Here is a 26811-nt window from a genome sequence, read left to right on the forward strand (position 1 = left end):
CACTTGGCTAATGATACTGCTCAGTGTGCCCTACTTGGCGCTGGAGAGATATACTAATTTTCTCAAAACCAAGCAGTTGGCCTGGCATGTAATGGAATGGCGATTGAGCTTTTACATACATGTATTTGTCAGTACTGCAGTATTGATTACTGGTTTATTGCAGTTCAGCAGTTATCTCCTTAAAAAATATCCGCGACTGCACCGGAATATAGGTAAAACATATGCCTTCGTGGTAACCTTTATCAGTGGCCCTACTGGCCTGGTGATGGCTTTTTATGCCAATGGAGGTCTTTATGCGAGAATAAGTTTTGTAATACTTTCCGTACTCTGGATAGTCGTTACCGTTATAGGGTGGCGTAAGGCGCTGCAACGCCAATGGGAAGAACATTCCAACTGGATGCTGCGCAGTTATGCATTGACCTTATCTGCGGTAACACTCCGATTCTATGCTTACGTATTGGGATTAATGCATATGCCGCTACGACCTGTAGCGGCATATGTCCTTATTTCGTGGCTCAGTTGGACGCTGAACCTTTTTGTTGTTGAATGTTATATCCGCTGGAAAACCCGTGGCAATCAACTTTTAGCGCAACGCTAAAGGCTCATTTGCTTTATGTACAAAGTGACCATCTGCTGAGATGGAATAAAAATCCTTCTTGATTTCTGTACTAGATTTTTCTTTGTTCTCGTTGAAAGGTGTTTTGGTAACATCTTTCTCGTACTCCATTTTGTAAGCAGTAACGGTAATTTCACCGTTCGCATTCACCACTCCTACTTTATAAGGATCTTCATCCAATTGCTGTCCGGCAATCATCAGTTTGTCTATCAACTTACCAGAAGGCGCATAGCTCGCCAGGAAGTAATAAGGCCAGTTATAACCTTCTATCTCTTTATCATTTACAGCGTAGCAAACGGTTCTGAAAGTAGAATCACTTTTAATGAGACCCACATAATAGAAGGCGCTACCCGTTTCTCTTTCAAACTTGGCATTTCTCATTTCAGACACATACTTTTCAAAATCGTAAGGGATATCTTTAAACTCCTGTTTGGTAGCGTATGATTTATCCAATGTAAGCGGGAAATTCACTTGTTTGAATCCTCTGTAATACATTGTCCACTGCAGCTTTTCAGGATCTCCATGGCCACTGAGCGCTTCTTTCACGCTAGTGGTAAAGCGATAACTATTCTTCCTCAGATTGGCGAGATCTTTATCTTTCATGATGTTATCCAAATTCGTATAGCCAAACTCTATAGCAGAAACCAAGTAGTACATTCCCTTCTCTTCATTGTTATCAAGTGAGTATGCACAAGCTTTGTTATAGAGTAGTTTATGCAGTGGCGTATAGTTCAACTGTTCAGCCATATCAAAGGACTGGATGGCTTCTTTGTATTTTCCGCCGTCTAGCAGGGCATTTCCAAGCTCATAGTAAGCTTTGGCTTGCGGCTGTTTTAGAATAGAAGATTTGAACAAAGGAATACTCTGTCCTGCTTTCTTTTTATTACGATAAAGGTCCAGTGCTTCTAGGAATTCCTTTTCAGCATTCTTGTCTTTTGTTGTGGTTCCGGTAGCAGCGGCATGTACGGAGTCAATGTTGTACATGGAGTTTTCTGTAAGCCGGAACGATGATCCCTGGTTTCCCGCACCACCACAGGCAGATAACAGGCCAGCCAGTACAAACAAAGGCATAAAGCGCATAGTCAATAGGATTTGAAAAATAAAGATACAGAAGTATCCTCAGCAAAAATTTGAATTTTCTATATGGAAATTTTATTCCCTTGCATCTAATTAAAGTAAGTTTTCCCTTTCTATCCACTGACGAAAAACTAGCTCCTTATGAATCAACTACATTATCAGCAATTTACGCACGAAGATGCCTTTATCGTAAGAAGCAATCTCGCTTCTAAATATGATGCTATCGGTACATTAGTTAAGTACTTTGCCATCATCACCGCGGTAGGATTTGCCCTGTTGTTGATCCGGGTAAACACAGTTCCCCCTATTTACTTCTTTTCCGCTATGACACTAGCTTTCGTAGGATTCCTGTTATACTTTTGGTTTCATACGATCACGCACCTACGAAAAGATTTACGGGCTCGACAAAAAGCCGAATTTACCGCTAAAGTATTAGACAAGATAAGTTCAAGCGAGTTAGGTATGATGTCTCATTATCTTGTAGTAGATAATAATGTATTTGGTATCACGAGAGTAGATGTTACACCCGAAATTTTTGATCAGATAGAAACCTTTTGTGTACTGAAACTGACTGTATCCCGTCATTCGGGCACATTCCTGGAATGTGAAGTAAAAGAAGACTAGTGGAGCCAACCATGGGACTCGAACCCACGACCTGCGATTTACGAAACCGCTGCTCTACCAACTAAGCTAGATTGGCTGATCATTGCTGTTTTATACAATTTAAATAAAAAATACGGCAGTGCAAATGCACTGCCGTAAATCGTCGGTTTCGGGGTTGCGAATGCTATAGGGCTTTCAGTAGGTCTGGTGAAAACAACATGGCTGTACAAAGACAATTCTTGTATCCATGCGCCACCAGTATAGGATAATTCACACAGCTTTTACAAGCTCCCCAAAATTGAGGATCCTGCGTTATTTCGGTATAGGTTACCGGCTCAAAACCCAACCTGCTGTTCAGTTTCATCACGGCAAGACCGGTGGTAATACTGAATATTTTTGCCTGTGGATAAAGCAGCCGGCTTAATTCAAAGATTTTTTGTTTAATGGCAGACGCCACCTTCAACCGACGGAACGCCGGCACTACAATCAGGCCGCTGTTCGATACAAATTGATTGTTCTCCCAGGTCTGTATGTACGAAAATCCGGCCCATATGCCTGATTTCGTGAAGGCGATCACGGCCTTTCCTTCCAGCATTTTTTTCTTGATATCTGCCGGGTCCCGTCGGGATATACCTGTTCCACGTGCCCTGGCTGAAGATTCCATCTCTTCGCAGATAGGAATGGCAAAGTCTACGTCTAAGGCTGTTGCCAACCGGACGACAATCTCCTCGTCTTCTTCCGGTGTTGTTGATTTAAGTGCCGGTGTATCGTGCATTGCACAGACCGGCACTTCATATTGGTTCATCATGGCTTTACTTTTCATCTATGCCAGCAATTGATAATTATCTGGCCAATAACACTGAGTATTAGAACTACCGCTACAACCACATATACCGCTTTTGACTTAGGAGCTGGTGGCTTTGGATGTACATGCATATAGTTTATTTTCCCCTGATATGCCAAACGCTGTTCCAACTGTGCCCAAAAGATGATCGAAAATTCATGAAAACCAATAGTACAAAGGGTTACGTGTCTCCCGAAATAAAAAATCCAGGGAAGAAACCTCCCTGGATGTATATCATTTTAGTAATGTATTTTCAGAAACTGAAGGGTAATTACAGCAGACCACCCAGCATACCGCCAGCAGCACTTTTCATTTCTGCTTCCCATGAATTCTCAGCAGCTTTCAGCGCACGGTTCAATGCAGTGATCAGCAAATCTTCCATTTCTTCTTTCTTTTCAGGTACCAACAGTTCGGCAGCCACATCGATGCTCTTCACCTGACGATTACCGTCTACAGTAACTTTCACCGCTCCATTGCCAGCCTCGCCTTCCAGGGTAACGTTAGCCAGGCGCTCTTTACCTTCTTTCATTTTTTGCTGGATCTGCGTCAGCTTACCAAATAAATCAAACATATTTTGCTATTTTAAGGCCGTAAAGATAAGGTATTAACTATTCCGTATCTTCCCACACTCTTTTAGACATCGGTAAAAATGGAAACTAAAGTATGTATCATCGGCGCCGGCCCTGGTGGCGCTTGTGCGGCACTTCAACTGGCTCAACTAGGTATTCCTTCAATAGTCGTGGATAAAGCAGTTTTTCCCAGGGATAAAGTATGTGGCGATGGGCTCAGTGGTAAAGTACTTACAATCCTCGAACGCATCGATAAAGGAATGGGCGAACGCCTCCAACAAGCTGTATTTAAATTAGACAGTTGGGGCGTCACCTTCGTAGCCCCTAACCGTATCGGGATGGATATCCCCTACCGTCAGGACTATCAGCAAAATAAAACAGATCCTAGGGGATTCGTTTGCAAACGCATCGACTTCGATAACTTCCTGGTGGACGAAATGAAACGCCGCCCGGAAATTCAACTCTTTGAAGGTACCAGCATCGATAAATATCAACTGGAAAAAGATGGTTACCTGCTCTCCAATAACGACGGCAGTTTCCAGGTAAAAGCCCAACTGGTCATCGTGGCCAATGGCGCCCACTCCTCTTTCACCAAAGAAGTTGCCGGCATCAAAATGGAGCCGGAACACTATATGGCAGGCATTCGCGCTTATTATAAAGGCGTGAAAAATTTGCATAACGATGGCTTCATTGAACTGCACTTCCTGAAAAATATGTTGCCCGGTTATTTCTGGGTATTCCCGCTCCCCAACGGCGAAGCCAATGTGGGCGTAGGTATGCTGAGTAATACTGTCCGCAATAAGAAAGTCAATCTGAAGAAAATGATGCTGGATACATTGGCGAACGATCCTGTGATGAAGGAACGTTTTGCCGATGCCGAACTCGTTGGAAACATCGATGGATACGGCCTTCCGCTGGGAAGCAAAAAGCGTAAACTACATGGCGATCGATATATGCTAGTGGGTGATGCAGGGTTTCTCATCGATCCTTTTACGGGCGAAGGAATCGGCAATGCGCTGTACACCGGCAGAATCGCGGCGCAGAAAGCGGCTGCCGCCATCCAGGCCAATGATTTTTCAGCAACCTTCCTCAGTGCTTATGATGAAGATGTTTATCGCATCCTAGGCCCTGAGTTCCAGGTAAGTACTAAACTGCAAAAACTGGTCAAATATCCGTGGCTGTTTAACTGGCTTATGAAATTGGGCTCCAGAAACAAACAGTTGAAAGAGCTTATGACTTGTATGTTCCATGAGGTGGATCTCAGGAAAAAGCTGGGCCATCCTATGTTCTATGTGAAATTGTTGTTTAACAGATAGTAATATCCGGTGAATAAGTGAATTAGCCAGCAGTCGACACCCGGCTGCTGGCACTTTTTATATTTTTATCCCTATGCGTAGCTTCCAACAACTGGCAGTCATCTGCCTGCTGATGTTTATTACCCCCATCGCGCTCCTAGCGCAAAACAAAAAAGTATTTACTGGTCCTGCCCCGGATTGGCTGGTTCCTCACACCATCGACACTACGCAGAAACCTGATGCTAAAAATATCAGAGATGGCGCCTATCTGGTCTTACAGGAAGATCAAAAAAATGTGGAAAAACATGTGGCTTACGAACATATCATCCGACAAATTGTTTCTGAAACCGGTATCCAGAACGGATCTGAGATTTCTGTCGACTTTGATCCTTCTTACGAAAAACTAGTATTTCATCATATTATTGTTCGGAGAGACGGCAAGTCCATTAACCAATTGCAATCCGCTGCGCCTAAATTGCTGCAACAAGAACAAGAGCTGTCGCGATTCATCTATAGTGGTACATATACCGCCTATTACATTCTGGAAGATATTCGCAAAGGCGACCAGATCGACTATGCTTACTCCATCGAAGGTCGTAACCCTGTCTTCCCCGATAAAATAGATCAAACTACCTATTTATTAACATTTGAGCCGATTGTCAATTATTACAGATCCTTGCTGATAAGTCCTTCTCGTCATCTGCAAATGAAATCATTTTACCAGGCCGCCCTTCCTAAAACCAAGGCCTGGAAAGATTATACCTGCTATGAGTGGACCAGTGTGCCGCAACTGCAGCCAGAAACGCGGGACTTTCTCCCCTCCTGGTATACCTGGTACCCGAAAGTACAACTGAATGAATACGGTAACTGGCGCGAGGTAGCGCAATGGGGCCTGCAAATTAATACCCTGGCCGCTCCCGGACCTGGTGTCTCCCGGAAAATAGATCAGTTAAAACAACTCACTAACGGCAACAAAGAACAATACCTCCTACAGGCGCTCCGCTTCGTACAAGACGATATACGCTATATGGGCATTGAACTAGGAGAAAATTCTCATAAACCCAATAGTCCTGAAAAGGTGCTACAGCAGCGGTTTGGCGATTGCAAAGACAAATCCCTCCTACTTTGCGAATTACTCCGTGCTGCCGATATACCCGCCAGCATGGCTTATGTGAGCACAGACCTGAAAGGGAAAATCGCAGATCTCCTGCCTTCTCCTTTTGCATTCAATCATGTGATTGTGGCCGTATCGCTGCATAATAAAACTTATTGGCTGGACCCTACCGCCACCATGCAACGTGGTCCACTAGAGCAATTCTGCGAACCAGACTACCAGTTGGCGCTGATTATACACGATTCTACTACCCAATTAACCCCCATCATTCAAAAAACGCGCGGTAAAATAGTAGTAAAGGAAATATTCACCCTGCCGAATTTGAACCAGAGAGCGGGCGAGCTGAAAGTAGAAACCACCTGCTATCGCGAAGAAGCGGATAACCTGCGCAACAACCTGTCGGCGGAAAGTCAGCAGGATAAGGATAAAACTTACCTGGAATACTACCGCAAACTCTATGGCAACATGTCCATTAAGGACTCCATGCGGGTATCCGACAATGCAGACAGTAATATCATGCGGGTATTTGAGCATTATGAAATGGAGAATATCTGGAAGCACGATAGTATCTCCGGCAAGCTGCAATTCACGTCCATAGCGCAGTTTATCAACGACGCACTGCCAGATGTCAAAGAGGGCAGAACGGTGCCGTTACGCTTGAACTATCCATATGATCTGGATTATACCATTGTTATCCACACCCCTGGCGAATGGCCGTTAAACATGGATCCGCTGGATATTGCCACCAATAGTTATCGGATGCAGTTTATCCCAGAAAAGAATGGCAATGAAATCCGCTTACACTATATATTGCAAACACTGAAAGACCATGTGCCTGTGGCCGAAATTCCGCAATACATAAAGGATTCCCGCAATTTCACTGATTATGCCAATATGAATTTTAAAGCGCGTTCCGATTCCCAACAGGACCCGGCCAACCAATCAAATTGGTTGACTATTTTCTTGGCATTTATATTCGCGGGGCTGGTTACGTTCCTTGCTATAGCAGCTTATAAGAGGAGTTTTCCGAATGTGGAAGCGCAGGAACCGCCGATAGCTATTGGAGGTGGGCTCGCTATTCTGGCGATCGCCCTGGTATTCTCTCCACTCACGGATATGACTATGATTATTCGTTCAGGCATTTTTCGTTATGATACCTGGGTGGATACACCGTTGAAAACCGCTGTCAGTAATGTTACGGCCATTCAATTACTGATGGTGGCTGAGCTGTTTCTGAATATATTCTTCCTGGGATATTCCGTTTTGTTGGCGGTATTATTTTTTAACCGGAGAGACACGTTTCCGTTAGCCCTCGCCACCTACTACATTTTAATGGCGTTGTATCTCTATGCCGATCACCACCTGGAAAAGGTATTATTCAAAGAAAAGGCGCTACCGGCCTTATTCAGTGCGGATTCCATGTTATGGCCAATAGTAAAAATGGCTATATGGATACCGTATTTGAATATATCCGATCGCGCCAGAGCGACATTTATCATTCCATACCCGGCCAGCCGGGCATCCGATTAAATGGTTTCGGAGTCGAAGATGATGACCTTTTCCCAGAGGTGTTTGCAGGTATCCACGAAATTGAGATGCACCGGGTGCGTCTGGTAAATATCGTGCATAGCTTCATCTTTGAAAACGCACAACAGGCAATAACTGTAGCTTTTATCGATCACCGGACGGTTGGTGGCCGCCGGTTTGCCTATATTGAAAACAGCAATTTCTTCAATCGCCGCCAAGCTACTAACACCTGCTTCAAAGCGTTTGATATCTTCTTGGCTAAGGTCCGGCTTCAGATAGAAATTGACTACGTGTACAAATTTTGGTTCGTTTGGCTTCATATGTGGATCTTTTTGGCCAATAAAAATAAAAGATCCTTACTGGTCTTGCAAGATGTATCTACGAACGGTAGACACATTTACGATATACACCAACACTAGAATCAGCACTGTACCGATGATAGTACCAATACCAGGCAGCGGATTCACCACCATATCATGTTTTGCCAACAGTCCTGCTGCGAAATATTGCAGGATGGTTACCAACACTAAAGACAATATGCCAATAATAAAGTAGAGCGGCACGAATTGTTTCAGGAGATACCGCTGCAATTGTCGGGGAGCTGTACCCAATGTAACGAGCAACTGGATTTCCTTTCTGCAAGAAGCAATCACCAACTGTATGAACATACTGAACACCAGCAGCGCAAAGAGTAACAATATAAGTCCAAAGAAACCGATCACCGAAACGATGGTTTGTACGATCACCCTGGTTTTGCTGAACTTCAGTTTATCCTGGTTGGCCGTATAGCCGTTATCGTCTAGAAATTTCACCAGTGCGGGGTTAGAGGGGTCTGCTGTCTTAATAACGATCCTACTGGTAGCCGCCGTAGTAGTACCCGCATACTTTTCATTTGCCCAGTTCATAAAGGTGGCTGGTACAAGGAAAGAAGAGATACGATCCGAGAAGCCAACAATATGGCCTGTATAGGTTTCTGAGACTAGATTATTAGAGATCACCACCTGCAAAGGCAGCGCTTTCACTGTTTCCTGTGAGATCTGGGGGAGATTCTGGCTCAAAGAGAAACCGAAGTTATACAGATTTAGGAAGTCGTTTGGCAGGATGATCGGAATAGTGCGGTCGCCGGGATTCCATTTCCAATCGTCTTCTTTCACATCAATAAAGCTATCTGGCACTGCTTCGAAGAACATATCTGTTGCGAAATGTAGTTCTCCTGGGGCCTGTGCCACCACCTTAAACTGGCTGGAAGTGATTAACCCTACCGCCTGTACGAAAGGCTGTTTACGGACGTTTTCGATGTCTGTGGGCGAGAAAACGGATTTTTCCGGTTGTCCCATCATACTGTTGGTCACCTTTTTATTGATGACGAGGAAATCCGCTGTTTCATTCTGATTTTTATCGCTGTAGAGTAACTGATTGAAGTCCGTATTCGCCTGTAGTGCGATAAGAATAAGCACCATGGCTATTCCCAGGCCAATGGAGGCCATGAAAAACCGGCCTTTGCCTACACCGGTACGGATTATTTTTCTTAAGAGAGCAAAAAACGATTGCATGAAAAAGTCGCATTAAAGCTGGTACAGCACATCATAATCGAAATGCTGATCGTGATCCAGGTCTGTTAAAATAAATCCGGCGTTGCGGGTTTTACATTCCTCTGCGATGAGCGCAGCAGCCCTGCTGGTATTATCTTCATCCAGGTGGCTGAAAGGTTCGTCCATGAACAGCCATTCAAAAGGCTGCACGAGGGCTCTTATAATGGCAATACGCTGACGTTCGCCATAGGACAGCGTTTTGCTGCTTTGGTTCAGTACATGGGTCACATTCAACCTAGCCGCCATTTCCTGGACTTTCTCCACCGTGCAATATGGTTGTGAGTTCATCACTCTTTTCAATTCAATATTTTCCAGGGCGGTCAGTTGTTCAAACAGGCGCAGGTCCTGGAAAATCACGCTGATTTTCTGTTGGCGCAGGGAAGCGGTTTCGTTGCGATTGTAGCCAGACCAGGGTTTCCCATCAATGAGTACACTCCCAGTATAATCGTATCGGATATGATAGAGGTAGTGTACCAATGTGGTTTTACCTGTACCAGACGGCGCTTTGATCTTTACAAAGCTGCCGGGGTTAAATTGAATATTTTCATTCCAGATACCGGATTTTCGCTGGAGGATCTTATCCTTCAGCGGAACCGGGAGGAGATGATCGAGCTGAATTTGCATGTAGCTAAGATAAGGTTTTCGTAACGCCTATAAAAGATAAACGCCGCTAGGTAGCGGCGTTTATCTAAATATTTGAAAGAAACAGGGAACGACTTATCTAATCGTCGCTGAATCAGCAGGGATTGCGTTGTAGAGGGCATCTTCAGCAGCTTTATCAGCAGCTTCTTGTTTAGCTCTCTGTGCTTTTTTGGCTTGTGCCAGTTTAGCTGCTTCTGTACCAAATTCCGCCAGTTGAACAAGGCTGTTCTTATCCTGGTCTTTGAAGTTCAGTACGATTTCGCCGGTTTGTACATCGCCGCTCACTTTCTTAGCAGAGAAAGTTACGTCTTTGAACAGGTTCTGTGCTTTGATCAGCAGAGGTCTGTCGTCTTCGTCCGCTTTATCCGTAGGAATGGTTTTAGCCATTTTAGCCAGGTCTACATAACCAGCCAGCATATTTCCTTTTGCTTTACCAGCAACGCCTTCAGGCAGTTTGATTTGACCTTTACCAGCCAGGTATTGTTCCAGCAGCACGGAGTCGGAGCCCAGGGTAACGGATTTCTCCGTGAGAGACATTGCAGGGAAGGAAGCTGCCAGTTCAGGAACAGCCAGTACATATTTATCGCCTTGTTTAACCAGGGTACCGGCAAACAGTGGAGAGCTCATTACTTTATTGAAAGCATCTTTGTTAGCTACTTTCATGTTGAAGATCCATTTAGCATTTGGCTTTTCGATGGTATCTCCTTCGAAGTAAGGGTTAGGTTTTCTTTCGATTTGGAAATCGGAAGCAACGTACACCAACTGGCCGTCGAAAGCGTTCAGCAGATCGTCCATAGTGAGGCCGGAGCGTTGGGACAGCATCATGTTTACCAGACCGTCGGTACCAGTAGATTTGATGATTTCACCTACCATGTGGAAATCGAAAGCATAGGAAACAAAGCCAGTGACATTATCACTTGGGTATTTTTCCAGCATGCTCATATCAATTTCTTTGGTGCCATATTTTTTGAAGATGGCCAGCATTTCTTTACCCATGTAGCTGTTGGTATTCACCAGGATCTTGCCTTTTTCGAAATTGGCAGTAGCGGTGCAGAAAGAGCCTTCCATCAGTTTTTTGAAGTTGCCAGGAAGTGCAGTGGTACCATTCATACCGCTGTTTAAAACAGCTTGGGTATTGAAGAAGAAGCCCATATCAGCGCTTTCTTTCAGGAGTTTTTTGAATGGCTCCAGGGTACCAGCAGTTTCGCTCTCTTTCATGTGATAGAGGTGATCAGCGGTAGAAACCAGTGCAGCGGCCGATTCCGGCATATCAGTAGTTACAGCAGCAACTGGGCTTACAACAGCAGCAGCGGCTGCAGCGGTATCCACATTGTTGTCTTCGTCTGCTGGTTTATCCAAACCAGGGAGGTCATTGAGTCTGTTGGTATTCAGATTTCTCAGATAGATAACAGACTTATTGTTCCAGGTGAAGACACCACGACTATCAGCGTCGTAGGTATATTTGAAGTCCTTACCTGTTTTCAGGTCGTAACTTTTCAGGTTTGCTTTCAGGAAAGCTTCGAATTTCGCAGCATCTTGGAGGGAGCCGGTAGCTTCGATATAGGCGTTTTTGTCGTCTCCGAAAACTACGCTTACGAAGAAGTTGCTGGTCATATCGATGCCAGAGTTTTTGGCATCTTTCCAGGCTTTCGCCATATTATCAGCAGTATCTTTGGATTGTGCAGCCTCGATTAGCTTATCCATGGTCATGCCATTGGTAATCAGTTTCTGGCTAATTTGCTTGGCATTCAGTTCCAGTACCAATCCAGCTTCTTTGGGGATGTATTTGCTCTCCTCAGGAACTTTTGAACAGGCAGACAACATTACCGCGGCGATACCAGCGGTTAACAACAATTTGGAAATCGTCCTTTTCATAAAATGATTAAAATATATAAAATAATAATACACAGGCTAGAACCAGGATGTAAAGCGGAAAAGCGGTTAGGTTTTTCTGGCGGCACAAATCTTCTGGGACTACTAACTTTATTCCCACTATCGTGGTATTTCGTGGCTTCAAAAGTACGTATATTTTTGTAGCATATATGTCTAATTTTTCCCTGTCGCCAACAATAATTTCTTTACCGATATAGTTAATACCTTTGTTACAGCTATGAAAATTATCATTAAAACCATTGAAAAACCGTTATGTTTTTAATCTTACTTCAATACATCCGTCCTGTAGCGGCTGTTGAGCACTTCATGGAGGCGCATAATGCGTTCCTTCAAAAGCACTATGAGTCAGGGAAATTCATCCTTTCCGGCAGACGAAAGCCTAAGTCAGGAGCACTGATACTATGTAAGGCATCCAGCCGAAAAGAGGTAGAAGAGATCATGAAAGAGGATCCGTTGGAAAAGTTCCAGCTTGCGCTTGTTGAGATCATTGAGTTTGAGCCAACGACCTATGCGGCTATCCAGGAAAAATAGACTGAACTTATCCAGATATGTCATCTGTTCGGCCAACTTTCCAGTTTTTCTTCCCTGATCTGATTGCTACTGCATAAAGTAAATGACTTTAGTGAGCCATTTGCTAGTGTCCTTTTCATTGCCCTGGTAGGTTACGTACATTTCAATCATGGGCGGTATTATCTTCTTTCCCTTTGCAACGGCGAACGCATGTAATGCTACATGGGCATTGGCGATTTTATTATAAGGGCCGTAATAGTCCACATAAAACGCTTTGGCAGCCGGTAGTTTTATTATTTCTATACCATTTCTGAGTGCACTACCTTCCGGTACCGGAACGGCAGCGGCCATGTCTGTCTGGTGTTTGACGGTATCCCATGTGTAGTAAAGTCCGCAGGGAACGCCTGGCTGCAATTTAGCGGCCTGAGCCGCTGCGTATATTTCTTGGAGATTTGTTTGGTAGAAAGACGTGATGCTCTTTTGCGGAATAGTTTTTCGGATAGCGGCGAAGGTGGTAGCCGGATAGTTCATTTCTTTCACTGTTTCGTTCACCCCACTGGGCGTACCAGGGCCCTTTTTATCGGCCTCAGCCATACTCTTCAGGTTTAGCAGGCCTTTTTGGTAGTCCTCTTCGATGGCGCCTTTCATTAACCAACTCATTAGGTTTTGGGGGCGGTTGTAATGGGCATCGAAGCCCCATACCACCTTGGTTTTTTCCGCAGCTTCTGAAAGATTGAAGTAGACATCCGCTTCAGAGCGGAAAGGCTTCATGAAGATTAGTTTTTGCTGAATGAGCTTATATGGTTGAAGGGAGAGATGTTGGAGCTGTCCCTCCCCTATTTTTTTCCCTTTCCAGGCGTAAACAGCGCCCACTGTACCATCTTCGCCTGTGATGGTATAAGTGGTAGTGGAATCCATTTGTTTCCAGGTATTCCACTGGCTGAACCGTTCGAATTTGACAATATCATTCCATACAATGCTGGAGGGAGCATTGATTTCTATGGTAGCTTCCACATGCATCCGGGTTGGAGCGATGAAAACCAGTACAAGGAACAAAAAAAACAGTATTCCTATAATCCAGGCGAGTACTTTCAAAGCTTTCATAACTGCAAGGGGTTGATTACTATAAATATAGTATTTTTTATCTAGTCACCCTACAGCGTGGTTGGCATAGCGTTAGAAAGGTTAGTGCTTGTCTGGCCCGTGTTTCTCTTTATAATTTTGATCGGCTTCCTTCGCTTTTTCAAAATCGAGAATCACCGAGTTGATACAATAGCGCAGGCCTGTTGGCGGTGGGCCATCATCAAAAACGTGTCCGAGGTGGGCTTTACAACGACCGCAGAGTACTTCTGTACGGTGCATTCCGTGTGTATTGTCCGGCTGATAGATGACACTTGTTTTGCTGATCGGTTGGAAGAAACTAGGCCATCCGCAACTGCTTTCAAATTTGGCATCTGAAACAAACAGTGGGTTACCGCAAGCAGCGCAATAATAGGTTCCTTTTTCTTTACTGTTCCAGTATTTTCCTGTAAATGCCCATTCAGTACCTTTTTCCCGCGCAATATTGTACACATCCTGCGGTAAAATTTTCTTCCATTCCTCGTCTGTCAGGTTAACTTTCCCGCTATCTGTGCGGGAATAAACAGCTGACTTTTTTTTTCCGTCTTCCATTGAGTTCTTTTTTGCGCCGTTTTGTGAGTAACTACAGTTGGTCACCGTTAATGAGATTATCAAAAATATCAGATTTCGCAGCTTCATAACTGTCTCATTGATGTATTAACGACTGATTAACACTAAAGTTGATAGTTTTTGGATCTATTGGCCAATCCTAATATTAAATTTCCTCGTATAAAATTACGTATGAACCGTGGGAATGGATTGTTAAAACCTGCAAATCAGCCGCATATTTCACAAAAAGTACCCCTCCTTCTATAAAATACGCTGATAATCACCTATGAGCAACTGGTTATAAATTGTTAACTTAGCGGCAAAAGGCTAGTAAGTGGCGGATATCATCAATTTATTACCAGACAATATAGCGAATCAGATAGCTGCAGGAGAAGTAATCCAGCGACCGGCATCAGCGGTGAAAGAACTTCTCGAAAATGCAGTGGACGCAGGCGCGACAGAAATTCACCTTATCATAAAAGATGCAGGGAAAGAGTTAGTACAGGTAATCGATAACGGTGGCGGTATGAGCGAAACCGACGCCAGGATGTGCTTCGAACGCCATGCTACCTCTAAAATCCAAACCATCGAAGACCTCTTCTCCATCCGTACCATGGGTTTCCGCGGTGAAGCACTCGCTTCCATCGCTGCCGTTGCCCAGGTAGAACTTAAAACCCGGAAAAGAGGAGCTGATATAGGCACATATATAGAAATCGATAATAGCTCCGTAAGGACGCAGGAACCCTGCCAAACCGCAGAAGGCACCAGCATCGCCATGAAGAACCTCTTCTTCAATGTGCCCGCCCGCCGCAATTTCCTGAAAAGCAATGCAGCCGAAATGCGCCATATCGTGGATGAATTCATCCGCGTGGCCATGGCATACCCGCAACTGCAATTCACCCTTACCAGCAATAACCAACAACTCTTTCACCTCGATAAAGGCTCCCTGAAACAACGTATCATAGCCATCCTCGGCCAGCACTACAATGCCCGCCTGGTAAACGTGAAAGAAAGTACAGACTATATGAACGTCTACGGTTTCGTTGGAAAACCGGAAACCGCTAAAAAAACCCGCGGGGACCAGTTCTTCTTCGTTAATAACCGCTTCATCAAAAGCCATTACCTCCACCACGCAGTAATGAACGCTTTTGCGGATATTATCCCGGCAGACAGCTTCCCGCTATACGTACTCTTCATCGATGTAAACCCTGAACACGTGGATATCAACGTCCACCCTACCAAACAGGAAATTAAATTCGATGATGAAAAAGTAATGTACGCCTTCGTACAGGCTGCTGTAAAACACGCCCTGGCCCAATTCAGTGTTACACCTACACTGGACTTCGACCTGGACCCAAGCATTCAGCAACTAGACGCTGTCAGCAAACCTTTTACGGAACAACAAAAAACGGAATCTACCCATTCCCCGCTCTATAAATCCTTTACACAGGCGCACCAAGCCCATTTAATCGACAGATCCAACAGTAACCTGAAAAACTGGAAAGATCTTTACGATAAACCAGCGGCCCCTCAAACGGAAAGCTACGCTATGAGTGCCTACGCTGATACCGATGATGATGACACAGAACAGGAAACCAGTACTGCTGTGACTTATCAGAGTGCTCAGCCAGCCTCTACTGCCTCCGCTATTGATGAACGCTGGCAGGATAGTACCAACGCACAAAAAGTACCCGTTCAGGTACATCAACAATATATCCTCTCCCAGATCAAATCCGGATTTATCCTGATTGATCAACATGCAGCGCACGAACGCATCCTGTACGAACGCTATCAGCGCGCCCTCCAGGAAGCGCCAGTGGCCACTCAGCAAAGCCTTTTCCCACAAACATTACAGCTCCCTCCTGCGGATGCTGCAATTGTGTCGGAAATGCTCCCTGATCTCCAGGCCCTGGGTTATGACCTGGAACCATTCGGCAATCATACATTCGTGGTAAGAGGAACACCTGCTGATATCCAGACAGGTAACGATCAAGCAACCATTGAAGGGCTGCTGGAACAATTCAAAAACTTCTCACAGGAACTGAAAGTAAACAGACGGGAACACCTGATCCGCTCTATGGCTAGAAATAATGCCATCCCTTGTGGAAAAGTGCTCTCCGCCCGTGAAATGCAGAATATTATCGATGAACTGTTTGCTTGTACCATGCCTAATGTGGCGCCAGGCGGCAAGTTCACCTTCATCTCTTTCAAACTGACGGACCTCGCCAGAATGTTCGAAAGAAATCAGTAATCTTTTTTTCATGCAAAGGCGCAAAGAGATCTTTACCTCTTTGCGCCTTTGCTATTTATACCCACTCAAATCTGCTTCAAGGCTAAGTATACCTCCCAAAATTTGCGGTATTGTTCCTGGTAGTGCTCAGCATACTGCATATCGGGAACAAATACCTGCTCCTGCCCCTCTTTTGACATTTCCAGTTCCATTCCCATCACCTGTGCTGCTAGTCGGATCGCTCCTAGCGCAGAGGCGTCTGTGGTGTCTTCTAGGGTGAGCGTCTTCCCAAATATGTCGGCCATTAACTGAATCCAGCCAGGCGATTTAGCAAAACCACCACTCACAGATATCTTATGAATAGGGCCTGCTGTCTCCTCCAAAGCGGCTGCAATACTCTTAACGGCAAAGCATATACTCTCCATTACTGCCCTTGTGAAATGCACTTGCCCATGTGCTGGCCTTATTCCAATGAAAGCGGCACTGGCATTACTATCCCAGATAGGCGCCCGTTCTCCGAGCAAATAAGGCAGGCACAATAACTGCTGCGGCCCCAATGCGAGTGCTTCCTGGATCATAGTTTCCATGGGGACTGAAAGTTGTAAAAAGTCCTTTAACAGCCATTGCAACAATACCCCGCCATTGTTACTAGCGCCGCCGGTGATGTAAATGTCGTCTGTCAGTAAATAAGTAAATAATCGTTGTTGATGGTCAGACATGGCTTTGGGAACCGCCATGCGTACAGCCCCGCTTGTACCGATAGTGAGCGTGGCATGCCCCGGTGCAATGGCATTGCTCCCCAATTGTGCCAAGCAACCGTCGCTGGCGCCAATGACAAAAGGTGTATCTGCCGGTATGCCCATTTCTGCAGCTATTGCTGGCTTTAATCCACGGATGATATAATTGGCCGGAACCGGCTGCGGTAGCCTATCTGCGGTGATGCCTGCCGTTGCCAGTGCGGGGGCATACCAAGTATGTTTTCGGATATCAAAAAGGCCCATGGCGGAAGCAATGGAATGATCTACCAGCGGCTGGCCAAACAACTCCTGGATGATATATTCTTTAATCCCCATGAAACAGTGAGCCTCCTCGAATATTTCCGGCTGTTCCTCCCGTAGCCACATCAACTTGCATAAAGGGGACATGGCATGTATAGGCGTACCCGTATGTTCGTAAATCTCCTTTCCTAGTGCGGATGCCCGCAGCGCTTCCGCCTGGGAATGACTGCGATTATCCGCCCAGATGATAAGGGGCGTCAGCGGTTTTCCTTGGCCATCCACTGCGAGCAAACTATGCATGGCACTGCTGAAACATACCGCGGCGGGGGCTTGTTGTCTCTCTAAAACTATCTGACGGATACCATCCTTCACAGCCTGTAATATAACAGCAGGGTCCTGCTCACTATATCCAGACTGCGGATGTTGGGTAGTATATGCCTGTTGAAATCCATTTTTCATGGTGCCGTCTATTCCCAGCGAAATCGATTTAGTACTGCTGGTACCGATATCAGAACCGATAAAATATGCTGTGGTATCGTTCATAAAAAAACCTTCCGTTTTACACATTTAATTTATAGATTTAAAACCCGTGATCCATATATAAAGTCTAAAATTTCCACGCAAATGGCTTTTGAAATCAAAAAAACAGCTAAGGTCTACGATGTGTGTATTGTTGGTTCCGGCGCGGGTGGCGGTATGGCAGCCAAAATACTATCTGAGGCTGGCCTGAAAATCGCTCTCCTGGAAGCTGGTCCAAAATATGATCCTGCAGACCCAGAACAAGCTACTCAACTAAAATGGCCCTATGAATCTCCCCGAAGAGGCGCCAATACTACCCGTCCCTTCGGCGACTTCGATGCCGCCTATGGTGGATGGCAAATAGATGGCGAACCCTACACGAAGAAAAAAGGTACGGAGTTCGACTGGTTCAGATCCCGCATGCTTGGCGGTCGAACTAACCACTGGGGACGCATTTCACTGCGCTTTGGTCCACGCGACTTCAAACACAAAACCTATGATGGGCTTGGTGACGACTGGCCTCTCAGTTATGAAGACGTTGCGCCTTACTACGATCGTGTAGATAAAATGATCGGCGTATTTGGTACAAAGGAAAACCTTCCTAATGAACCAGATGGTTATTTTCTCCCTCCTCCTAAACCTAGGCTCCATGAACTGATGATTAAGAAAGCCGCTGGTAATCTCGGTATCCCCGTTATTCCTGCCCGTCTTTCTATCCTCACTAGATCTGTCAACAAAGATCGCAGCCCTTGCTTCTATTGTAGTCAATGTAGCAGAGGATGTACCGTTTATGGCGACTTCTCCTCCTCTTCCGTACTGGTGAAACCAGCCATGAAGAGTGGTCATGTCGACCTATATACCAACGCTATGGCCAGGGAAGTGTTGACAGATAGCAGTGGTAAAGCGACCGGCGTACTCTATGTGGATAAAACAGATCTGCAAGAATATTCTGTTAATGCGAAAGTAGTAGTACTCGCCGCTAGTGCCTGCGAATCCGCGAGGCTCCTGCTGAACTCCAAATCCGCTAAATTCCCTAACGGCCTGGCCAATGGCAGCGGCGTGGTGGGTAAATATCTACACGATTCCACTGGAGCTTCTCGCAGCGCATTTCTACCGCAACTGATGGAACGTAAACGTTATAATGAAGATGGCGTTGGCGGTATGCACCTCTATGTTCCTTGGTGGGGCGATAATAAAAAATTGGACTTCCCTCGCGGCTATCACATTGAATTTGGTGGCGGTATGAACATGCCCGGATATGGCTTTGGTTTCGGTATGGAACGCATGAACGGCAAATACCCTGGTAAAGATGGAAAAATGAAACAGGCAGGTGGTTATGGGGCATCTCTCAAAGATGATTACCGTCGCTTCTACGGCGCCCAAGTTGGATTTGCAGGTCGTGGTGAATGTATTGCCCGCGAAGAAAACTACTGCGAAATCGATCCGAACGTAGTGGATAAATACGGTATTCCAGTATTGCGCTTCAACTACACCTGGACAGACCATGAAATCAAGCAGGCCAAGCATATGCAGGATACTTTCGAACAGATTATCCATGAAATGGGCGGCGTTGCCAATGGCGAAAAACCAGGTGCAGAAACCATGTACGGACTAGAAAATCCAGGTCGTATCATACATGAAGTAGGCACCACACGTATGGGTGACAATCCTAACAAATCAGTACTGAATAAATTCAACCAAGCACACGAGTGTAAAAATCTTTTCGTTGTAGATGGTGGCGCTTTCGTTTCCCAGGCGGACAAAAACCCTACCTGGACCATTCTGGCCCTCTCTCTGCGCGCATCAGAGTACATTGTGGATCAATTGAAAAAACAAAACATCTAAAACAATTCCGATATGGATAGAAGAAAATCCCTTAAAGCCATCGCGCTGGGAACTTTATCTGTAAGTGCCTTACTATCTTCTACCGGTTGTGACGACAAGAAAACAGGAAGCGACAAGGATGCTGGAAAAAGCAAAACCCCGGGTTATGGCCGTACTGCAGATGAAGTAAAACGGGATGCCAAACTAAATGCAGAGCCCTTCTTCACGCCTGCAGAAATGAAAACTATCACCATCCTGGCTGATATTATTATTCCTGCCGATGAACACTCTGGTAGTGCTACCGATGCTGGCGTGCCGGCGTTCATCGAGTTCATGGTGAAAGATAAGCCGGACATGCAGTTGCCCATGCGAGGCGGTTTACGCTGGATAGATGTACAGGCTGCAAAAAGATTCAATACCTCTTTCGCGGAAGCCAGCCAGGAGCAACGCATTCAGATCGTTGACGATATCGCATATCCTGAAAAAGCCAAACCAGAGCTGAGTCAGGGGGTGGCTTTCTTCAACCTGATGCGCAATCTTACTGCCACTGGATTTTTCACCAGCAAAATAGGTATCAAAGATCTCGATTATAAAGGCAACACTCCTAACGAATGGAACGGTGTTCCAGACGATGTACTGCAGCATTATGGACTGGCCTATGATGAAAAAACCCTGGCAGAATGCCTGAAAATAGAAGATAGAGGCAAGTTAATGACCTGGGACTAATCAATTTGTTGGGTTGCTATTATTTATTTCTTAAAAAACTATTCATTCTATGTCAGAAAAAAAGAATGAGGGGAATAATGTTTCCCGTAGATCATTTCTCCGGAACGGTGCACTGGCCGCGGCGGGATTCATGATCGTTCCACGTCATGTTTTAGGAAGAGGATTTGTTGCCCCGAGCGATAAACTCCGTGTTGCCGGCGTTGGTGTTGGCGGTAAAGGTCTTGGTGATATTAGAAGCTTTGCAGAAGGACGTGCAGATATTGCCTTCCTCTGCGATGTGGATAAACGTCGTGCAGCAGATGCTGTAAAACAATTCCCGAAAGCCAAATTCTATACGGACTTCAGGGAGATGTTTGAAAAAGAGCATAAAAATTTCGATGCTGTTTCTGTATCGACACCTGATCATCAGCATGCCGTAGCCGCAATGGGCGCCATGCAGTTGGGCAAACACGTATACGTACAGAAACCGCTCACCCACGATATTTATGAAGCCCGCAAACTGACGGAAGCCGCTAAAAAATATAAAGTAGTCACCCAAATGGGTAACCAGGGCGCTTCTGGCGATGGCGTGCGCCAACTGATGGAATGGTACAATGCCGGTTTGATCGGAGATGTACACACCGTCTACGTTTGGACCGACCGTCCAGTATGGCCACAAGGTATTGCATGGCCTCAAACCAATGCTCAAATTCCTGCTGATCTCGACTGGGATCTCTGGCTGGGAACTGCGCCTAAAAAGAATTTCGTAGATAATCTCGTTCCTTTCAACTGGAGAGGATGGTGGGATTACGGTACCGGCGCCCTCGGTGACATGGGTTGTCACCTGATAGAACCACCATTCCGCGTACTGGGATTGGGTTATCCATCCTCCGTAGAAGCCAGTGTTGGTAGCGTATACGTAGGTGAATTCAAGCGTGGCTATTTCCCTGAAAGCTGCCCTCCTTCTTCACATGTTATCATGAAATTCCCTGTTAAAGGTGGTAAAGAAGTGACCATGCATTGGATGGATGGCGGTATACAGCCAGAACGTCCGGAAGAACTGGGACCGAATGAAATGATGGGAGATGGCGGTAACGGCGTAATATTCATCGGTACAAAAGGGAAAATGATGTGTGGCACTTATGGTATGAACCCTACATTACTGCCTACTTCTCGCAATAAGGAGGTAAATGTAGCGCAAACAATTGCACGCGTGCCGGAAGGACACTATAAGCAATGGGTAAACGCTGCATTGGCAGGATATAACAGTAAAGAAGCGAAAGCCCTCAGTTCTCCATTTGATATTGCGGGTCCGCTCACAGAGAGTATTCTCATGGGTAACCTGGCTATCAGAAGTTACGATCTCCGCGAGTCTAAACAGGATGGCAAAGGCTTTAACTATCCTGGCCGTAATATCAAACTGCTTTGGGATGGACCTAATATGAAGATCACCAATTTCGATGCGGCCAATCAGTTCGTGAAACGAACCTACCGTGATGGCTGGACACTCGGTGCATAAATAATTAGTCTTTTTTATAAAGCAAAAGGATTGACGTCTGCGACGTCAATCCTTTTGCTTTTTTTGTGGCCCCTGCCCGCCGGCAAGGGCCACAGGCATTCATTTAACTGCGACTAGTAATTAGGGTTCTGTGCCAGTTTAAGATTCTTTCTTACTTCTGCTGCCGGAATAGGCGCGAAGTAGTTTTGCACATTAAACTGTCTGTTCTGCATGGTGAATACAGTATACTTGAATGGATGACCAGCCACAAAGGAACCACGTACATCTATTGCCTTCGCAGGGTCGCTCAGTGCAGCAGGCGCGAGTTTCCATCTTCTCAGGTCAAAGTAGCGGTGTTCTTCAAAGGCCAGTTCATACCTTCTTTCATATCTGTATACATTCCATAAAGTAGCATCTGTCAACGATGTTGCGGGCATGCCTGCACGGGTACGCACCAGGTTGATCAAAGTTTGTGCGCCAGGATAATCTCCTAAAATCATGGATGCTTCGGCCTTGTTCAGCAGTATTTCCGCATAACGGAACCAGATCCAGCTCTGGTCACCATTCAGGAACTGTGCATCCAGCGTGATGTCCATGAATTTACGCATGTAATAACCAGAGAAAGTTCCGTTCCAGTTCTCGATAGTACTATTACGGGTATCCAATCCCCAAACGCTATCCTTTCCATCAGCCGTTTCATATTTTCCCGTTTGGATCACGCCAATAGGATCGGTTTTCTTTCCGTCATCTGGGCGCATTTTCCATTTGGCGCCATCAAACAATATAGTGGCATAAAAACGCGGATCACGGCCTACATAAGGCTGTGCGGCCTGTGTTGCATTAGACCAGCTAAAATCGGTGCCATCTGCCATTTCATAGCCAGATACGAAGTTTTCGATGGGTACGTTGCCACCCCAGTTATGATAACCATTAGGACCGTTGTATAGATCATGTCTGGTACCCAGGAGTGATTTATCATACAGTTTTACGAAAATCATCTCACTGTTGCCTTTATCTGTAAATACGCGGCCATAGTTATCCGATGGACTGGCACTTGGTTGATAAAGATTAAATAACCCGGAATTGATAACGCTATCGGATGCTGCCTTCGACTTTGTAGCAAAATCCACGGACAGGTCGGTGGTATTGCATACAATGGAATCATTCGGATTGCCGGTTGGTTTGTATAGATCGCTGGCTGCATACAGCAAGATCCTTGATTTCAGAGCAAAAGCTGCATATTTGGTCACCCTACCTTTTTGATCAACTGCATCGTATTTAGCAGGCAGATATTTTACAGCACTATCGCACTGATCGGAAATATACCTGACGCAGGTAGTGAATCCTGCCCTGGAAACGTTCAGAAAATCGCTGTTTTCTCCGGTCAGGTTGAAGGTGTAAGTAATGAGCGGAACACCTCCAAAATGTTTCACCAACATTTGATAATACCAAGCGCGCATGAAAAATACTTCTCCTTTCATACGAGCCACTACATCTGGATTTAGACCATTTACGCTACCAATTTTCTCCATGAACATATTACAGTTCCGGATGGCTTTATAATTAGGCGCCCAGCGGGCAAAATCATTTAACGCTCCCATATCATCGGGGGTTATATTTCCTTGCACTACACGAGAAGTGCTATAGTCATGGATGAATCGTGTCTCATCGACCATAGAACTCAACATTACCTCATTAAAACCAGGGCGCATCTGTGCATACAGATCATTTACAAAAGCCTGGATCAAGCCCTGATCCCGCCAAACATCACTTTCCTGGAACTCTGTCAGTGGCTTCTTCTCCAGGAAATCTTTATTACAGGAGACAGCCGATGCCACCGCCATCAACCCGCATATATATCCGAATATTTTCAGTTTTCTCATGGTTCAAATAATTAGAAGGTTACGTTTAATCCCACATTGTAGATTTTGGTTTGTGGGTAATACTGGCCGCTTCCTTGTGGCGCCTCTGGATCGAAAATTTTCACTTTGTCAATTGTCAGCAGGTTTTGGCCAGACACGTATACACGCAAATTCTGTATGCCCACTCTTTTGCAAAGGGTGGTAGGAACATTGTAGCCCAAATCCAGTGTTTTCAAACGTGCATAGTCGGTATTCCAGAACCAGAAAGTATTTTGACGACCTACCCAGTACTCACGGTCACGGTCGTACGCTCTTGGCCAGTTGGCGTTGGTATTGGTTGGGGTCCATCTGTCTTTTACAATGGCTTCAGGGAAGTTTCCGATCAGACCAGATTCTGTGCGGATATACTGGCTAGCGCCGGTAGCACCTTGCCACAGCATAGTGAAATCGAAATTCTTGTACTTAGCAGTGAGCGTCAGTCCATAAATCATGGTCGGATATTGTGTTCTGTCGATTCGAATTTTGTCCAGATCATCAATTTTTTTATCGCCGTTAATATCTGCAAAGATGATATCTCCCGGACGTGCTCCATCCACATGTGGTGATTTATCTATTTCATCCTGTGAATGATAAATACCTACTGCTTTGTAGTATAAAGGAGCATCTATTTGGTGACCGGTATACTGTTGCCATACTGGCACATTGGGAGATTCTGCCCAGTACAGTATTTTGTTTTTAGCCCTGGTAACAGTACCAATTATTTCGTAGTGGAATTTCTTGATATCGTTTTTGTGAGACATCACCAACTCAAAGCCTTGGTTACGGACCACGCCAATGTTTTCATCTGGCAGAGTCAGACCAGTATAATCTGGAACGGCCGCATTACGTGGAATGAGGATGTTAGAGCGTTTGGAATAGAAGTAATCTGCTTCCAGCGATAATTTTTCTTTAAACAGTTTTGTTTCTATACCCACGTTATAGTTATTGGCCACCTCCCAGGTAATATTTGGATTGGGCGTACGCACCTGGTAAAGTGTTTTATTCAGATCGTTCCCAAACATAACACCAGAGCTGGTAAATCCATATGTGGTAAGGTATTGGAAGGGAGGTACGTTGTCGTTACCCATCTGGCCCCAAGATCCACGGATTTTGAAGTAATCCATGAATGATATGTTGCGTTTCCAGAAGCTTTCATTAGAAAGTACCCATCCGGCAGAGGCACCTGGGAAGAAGCCCATTCGGCGGCCTGCAGGGAAGTTTTGGGTACCATCAAAACGGAAGTTGAAATCGAAGAGATAAGTTTCACGCATGTTATAAGACAAACGTCCGAAGTAATTGCGGCGCGCATACTCATATCCGGTACCACCATTATCTTTTTGTTTGTCGCCACCGGCAAACATTTGATCCAGTTTATCACTCACAAAGAATTTCCTGTAAGCGCTTAAGAAGTCTCCTTTGATGGTATTTTGTTCAACCGCAACAAAGGCGCTTACATAGTGTTTGCCGAAGGTGCGTGTATAATTTAACTTCAGGTTCACTGTAGAGCTTCTGGCGGTTGTAAAGCTCTCATTGAGCTCAGGAGCAGAAACCCCTCTGGAGCCAGGAATCAGTTTATGGTCTGTACTGTTAGGATCAAGTGTATATAGTGTCCATGGTTTTACAAATGATTTATAGAAGTCGAAATTCTGATCGTAAGCGTAGCTTCCGTCTACAAACATACCTTGTACCCAGGGGATGTTCACCACTGCGGCGAAGGTTCCGTTTAATACGTAATTCTTATCGCTCGTATATCCGATCGCGTTAGTTCCGGTTACAACAGGGTTATCACCATATTCAATATCCGGACCAGGCAAGCCATTAGGCCAGATAGCATTCTCCGTAGGGCGACCACGCATTAATGCTCTGAAGATAGAACCTGCACTGCGTGGAGGGAAATTACGGTCTTCCAACCTTCCTGCCAGATCAAATCTCAAGCGGATATAATCATTCACCACCGCATCCAGGTTGGCTCTTACGTTCTGTTGTTTGTAATTGGTAGCACTGCTTTTGTAGATACCATCCTGGAATAATGATCCTGCTGATACGAAGTAAGTCATTTTATCTGTTCCACCGGAGAGGGAGATATCATGTCTGTTTTGCAGGGAAATTTTCTTGATGGCAGCATCATACCAATTTGTATTTGGGTGCAGCCAAGGGTCTGAACCATCTCCGAATTTTTTAATGTCGTCCGCAGAATAGCGAATAGGATCGCCACCATAGCTCAGAATTTCATTTACGATCTGTGCATAAGTAGGCGCATCGGCCATTTTAGGCAAACGAGTAGGCGTTACAAAAGATTGGTTGTAACCATAGCTTACAGTAGGTTTACCGCCTTTACCTCTTTTAGTGGTAACGAGGATTACTCCATTTGCAGCACGACTACCATAAATCGCTGCAGCAGCATCTTTCAGAATGGAAACGCTTTCGATATCATTTGGATTCATGCGTTCAAAACCATCCCTTGGAAAACCGTCTATTACTACTAGTGGCTTACTGTTTCCCAGCGTACTACGTCCGCGGATAAAAATCTGTGAGCCATCATATCCAGGCTCACCACTTTGGTTAACGGCGATAATACCTGGAATACGCCCGACCAATGAGTTCGAGATGTTGACGTTGGGCGACTGTTGTAATTCAGTACCTTTTACCATAGATACAGCACCTGTCTTGGTAACTTTTTTCTGGGTACCATAACCTACTACTACGTATTCATCCAAGGTTTTCTGATTTTCCTTCATGACTACGCTGATGGCGGTCGTCTTTCCATCGAAGACTTGTTCTATCGGATCATAACCGATGAACTGAAATACCAACACGGCATCTTTCTTAACATCGTTGAGCGTGAAGTTTCCTTTCTCATCTGTTGTAGCGCCTCTTTGTGTGCCTTTCAGCAACACTGTCACGCCTGGCAACGGACTTCCGTGGACATCCTTCACTTTTCCCTTAATGCTAGAATTAGGCTGCTGCCATGGAGAAATAGGCAACGCAGCAGAGCTTTCCGGTTGCAGAACCGAGCCCAGAAGGCATAGCAAGAGCAGTGCCTTCACATAACGTGGAACCATAAATTTTTAATTTTGGGTGATAAAACTCTAGTCGATGAACGGGCTTTCTTTATCTACAGATACGGCAAATTCATCTGCCTTAAGTTATCAACAATCATCTTAATTATTTTCTAAAAATAAGCGT

Annotated in this window: 21 protein-coding genes and 1 tRNA gene; 9 read left to right on the forward strand and 13 right to left on the reverse strand. The window is 45.2% G+C overall.

The genetic code is table 11. From position 1 onward, the window contains the following. Positions 1-10 precede the first annotated feature (10 nt). Positions 11-598 carry a DUF2306 domain-containing protein gene (locus JO154_RS18455; protein WP_291948239.1) on the forward strand — a complete coding sequence of 196 codons (588 nt, stop codon included), beginning with the start codon at positions 11-13 and terminating at the stop codon, positions 596-598. Here JO154_RS18455 and JO154_RS18460 read toward each other — a convergent pair. Further along, positions 584-1696 (reverse strand): hypothetical protein, encoded by a 1113-nt coding sequence (locus JO154_RS18460; protein WP_291948241.1) that lies wholly within the window; start codon positions 1694-1696, stop codon positions 584-586. The genes JO154_RS18455 and JO154_RS18460 overlap by 15 nt on opposite strands. Before the next feature lie 138 nt (positions 1697-1834). On the opposite strand from JO154_RS18460, the gene JO154_RS18465 reads away from it, so the two are divergent. Further along, the gene (locus tag JO154_RS18465; protein WP_291948242.1) at positions 1835-2317 is read left to right on the forward strand and encodes a hypothetical protein; all 483 of its coding nucleotides are present in this window, start codon (positions 1835-1837) and stop codon (positions 2315-2317) included. Here JO154_RS18465 and JO154_RS18470 read toward each other — a convergent pair. The 3 genes from JO154_RS18470 to JO154_RS18480 form a co-directional block, all read right to left on the reverse strand. Then, positions 2318-2393: transfer RNA gene (locus tag JO154_RS18470), tRNA-Thr, on the reverse strand. Between the two features lie 87 nt (positions 2394-2480). Next, positions 2481-3119 (reverse strand): N-acetyltransferase, encoded by a 639-nt coding sequence (locus JO154_RS18475; RefSeq protein WP_291948244.1) that lies wholly within the window; start codon positions 3117-3119, stop codon positions 2481-2483. A 292-nt stretch (positions 3120-3411) separates the two neighbouring features. Further along, complete coding sequence (locus tag JO154_RS18480) at positions 3412-3711, reverse strand: YbaB/EbfC family nucleoid-associated protein (RefSeq protein WP_291948245.1); 300 nt, start codon at positions 3709-3711, stop codon at positions 3412-3414. Positions 3712-3789: 78 nt separating this feature from the next. On the opposite strand from JO154_RS18480, the gene JO154_RS18485 reads away from it, so the two are divergent. Both JO154_RS18485 and JO154_RS18490 read left to right on the forward strand, forming a co-directional pair. Then, positions 3790-5025, forward strand: a complete 1236-nt coding sequence (locus JO154_RS18485; RefSeq protein ID WP_291948247.1) for an NAD(P)/FAD-dependent oxidoreductase — start codon at positions 3790-3792, stop codon at positions 5023-5025. Positions 5026-5098: 73 nt separating this feature from the next. After that, the gene (locus JO154_RS18490) at positions 5099-7648 is read left to right on the forward strand and encodes a DUF3857 domain-containing protein (protein WP_291948249.1); all 2550 of its coding nucleotides are present in this window, start codon (positions 5099-5101) and stop codon (positions 7646-7648) included. Here the strand turns inward: JO154_RS18490 and JO154_RS18495 are convergent. From JO154_RS18495 to JO154_RS18510, 4 genes are all read right to left on the reverse strand, one after another. Further along, positions 7645-7965 carry a Dabb family protein gene (locus JO154_RS18495; RefSeq protein ID WP_291948250.1) on the reverse strand — a complete coding sequence of 107 codons (321 nt, stop codon included), beginning with the start codon at positions 7963-7965 and terminating at the stop codon, positions 7645-7647. The genes JO154_RS18490 and JO154_RS18495 overlap by 4 nt on opposite strands. A gap of 36 nt (positions 7966-8001) precedes the next feature. After that, the gene (locus tag JO154_RS18500) at positions 8002-9198 is read right to left on the reverse strand and encodes an FtsX-like permease family protein (RefSeq protein ID WP_291948252.1); all 1197 of its coding nucleotides are present in this window, start codon (positions 9196-9198) and stop codon (positions 8002-8004) included. A 12-nt stretch (positions 9199-9210) separates the two neighbouring features. Continuing rightward, positions 9211-9861, reverse strand: coding sequence for an ATP-binding cassette domain-containing protein (locus JO154_RS18505; protein WP_291948254.1), 651 nt, complete (start codon positions 9859-9861; stop codon positions 9211-9213). 93 nt (positions 9862-9954) lie between these two features. Beyond that, a complete protein-coding gene (locus JO154_RS18510) occupies positions 9955-11754 on the reverse strand; it encodes a hypothetical protein (protein ID WP_291948256.1) in 1800 nt (599 codons plus the stop codon). 270 nt (positions 11755-12024) lie between these two features. Between JO154_RS18510 and JO154_RS18515 the strand changes: the two genes are divergently transcribed. Continuing rightward, positions 12025-12303: a YciI family protein gene (locus tag JO154_RS18515; RefSeq protein WP_291948259.1), complete on the forward strand. Its 279-nt coding sequence runs from the start codon at positions 12025-12027 to the stop codon at positions 12301-12303. 66 nt (positions 12304-12369) lie between these two features. Here the strand turns inward: JO154_RS18515 and JO154_RS18520 are convergent, their stop codons facing one another. Next, positions 12370-13386: an SRPBCC family protein gene (locus JO154_RS18520; RefSeq protein ID WP_291948260.1), complete on the reverse strand. Its 1017-nt coding sequence runs from the start codon at positions 13384-13386 to the stop codon at positions 12370-12372. Between the two features lie 81 nt (positions 13387-13467). Continuing rightward, positions 13468-13953: a peptide-methionine (R)-S-oxide reductase MsrB gene (gene msrB / locus JO154_RS18525; RefSeq protein WP_366935593.1), complete on the reverse strand. Its 486-nt coding sequence runs from the start codon at positions 13951-13953 to the stop codon at positions 13468-13470. Between the two features lie 331 nt (positions 13954-14284). On the opposite strand from msrB, the gene mutL reads away from it, so the two are divergent. Further along, a complete protein-coding gene (gene mutL / locus JO154_RS18530; RefSeq protein WP_291948263.1) occupies positions 14285-16201 on the forward strand; it encodes a DNA mismatch repair endonuclease MutL in 1917 nt (638 codons plus the stop codon). A 65-nt stretch (positions 16202-16266) separates the two neighbouring features. Here the strand turns inward: mutL and JO154_RS18535 are convergent, their stop codons facing one another. Next, entirely contained in the window at positions 16267-17721 is a 1455-nt protein-coding gene (locus JO154_RS18535) for a gluconokinase (protein WP_291948264.1), read from the reverse strand. Between the two features lie 81 nt (positions 17722-17802). Here JO154_RS18535 and JO154_RS18540 point away from each other — a divergent pair, with 81 nt between their 5' ends. The 3 genes from JO154_RS18540 to JO154_RS18550 are packed head-to-tail and all read left to right on the forward strand — an operon-like array spanning position 17803 to position 21745. Continuing rightward, the gene (locus JO154_RS18540) at positions 17803-19542 is read left to right on the forward strand and encodes a GMC family oxidoreductase (protein ID WP_291948265.1); all 1740 of its coding nucleotides are present in this window, start codon (positions 17803-17805) and stop codon (positions 19540-19542) included. A gap of 12 nt (positions 19543-19554) precedes the next feature. Then, positions 19555-20247, forward strand: coding sequence for a gluconate 2-dehydrogenase subunit 3 family protein (locus JO154_RS18545; RefSeq protein ID WP_291948266.1), 693 nt, complete (start codon positions 19555-19557; stop codon positions 20245-20247). A gap of 49 nt (positions 20248-20296) precedes the next feature. After that, entirely contained in the window at positions 20297-21745 is a 1449-nt protein-coding gene (locus JO154_RS18550; RefSeq protein WP_291948267.1) for a Gfo/Idh/MocA family oxidoreductase, read from the forward strand. Positions 21746-21858: 113 nt separating this feature from the next. On the opposite strand, the gene JO154_RS18555 is transcribed toward JO154_RS18550, so the two are convergent. Beyond that, entirely contained in the window at positions 21859-23607 is a 1749-nt protein-coding gene (locus JO154_RS18555; protein WP_291948269.1) for a RagB/SusD family nutrient uptake outer membrane protein, read from the reverse strand. A gap of 11 nt (positions 23608-23618) precedes the next feature. Continuing rightward, positions 23619-26687, reverse strand: coding sequence for a TonB-dependent receptor (locus tag JO154_RS18560; RefSeq protein WP_291948270.1), 3069 nt, complete (start codon positions 26685-26687; stop codon positions 23619-23621). Positions 26688-26811: the final 124 nt, after the last annotated feature.

It is taken from the genome of Chitinophaga sp., assembly GCF_019236475.1.
In the GTDB taxonomy this organism is placed as follows: domain Bacteria; phylum Bacteroidota; class Bacteroidia; order Chitinophagales; family Chitinophagaceae; genus Chitinophaga.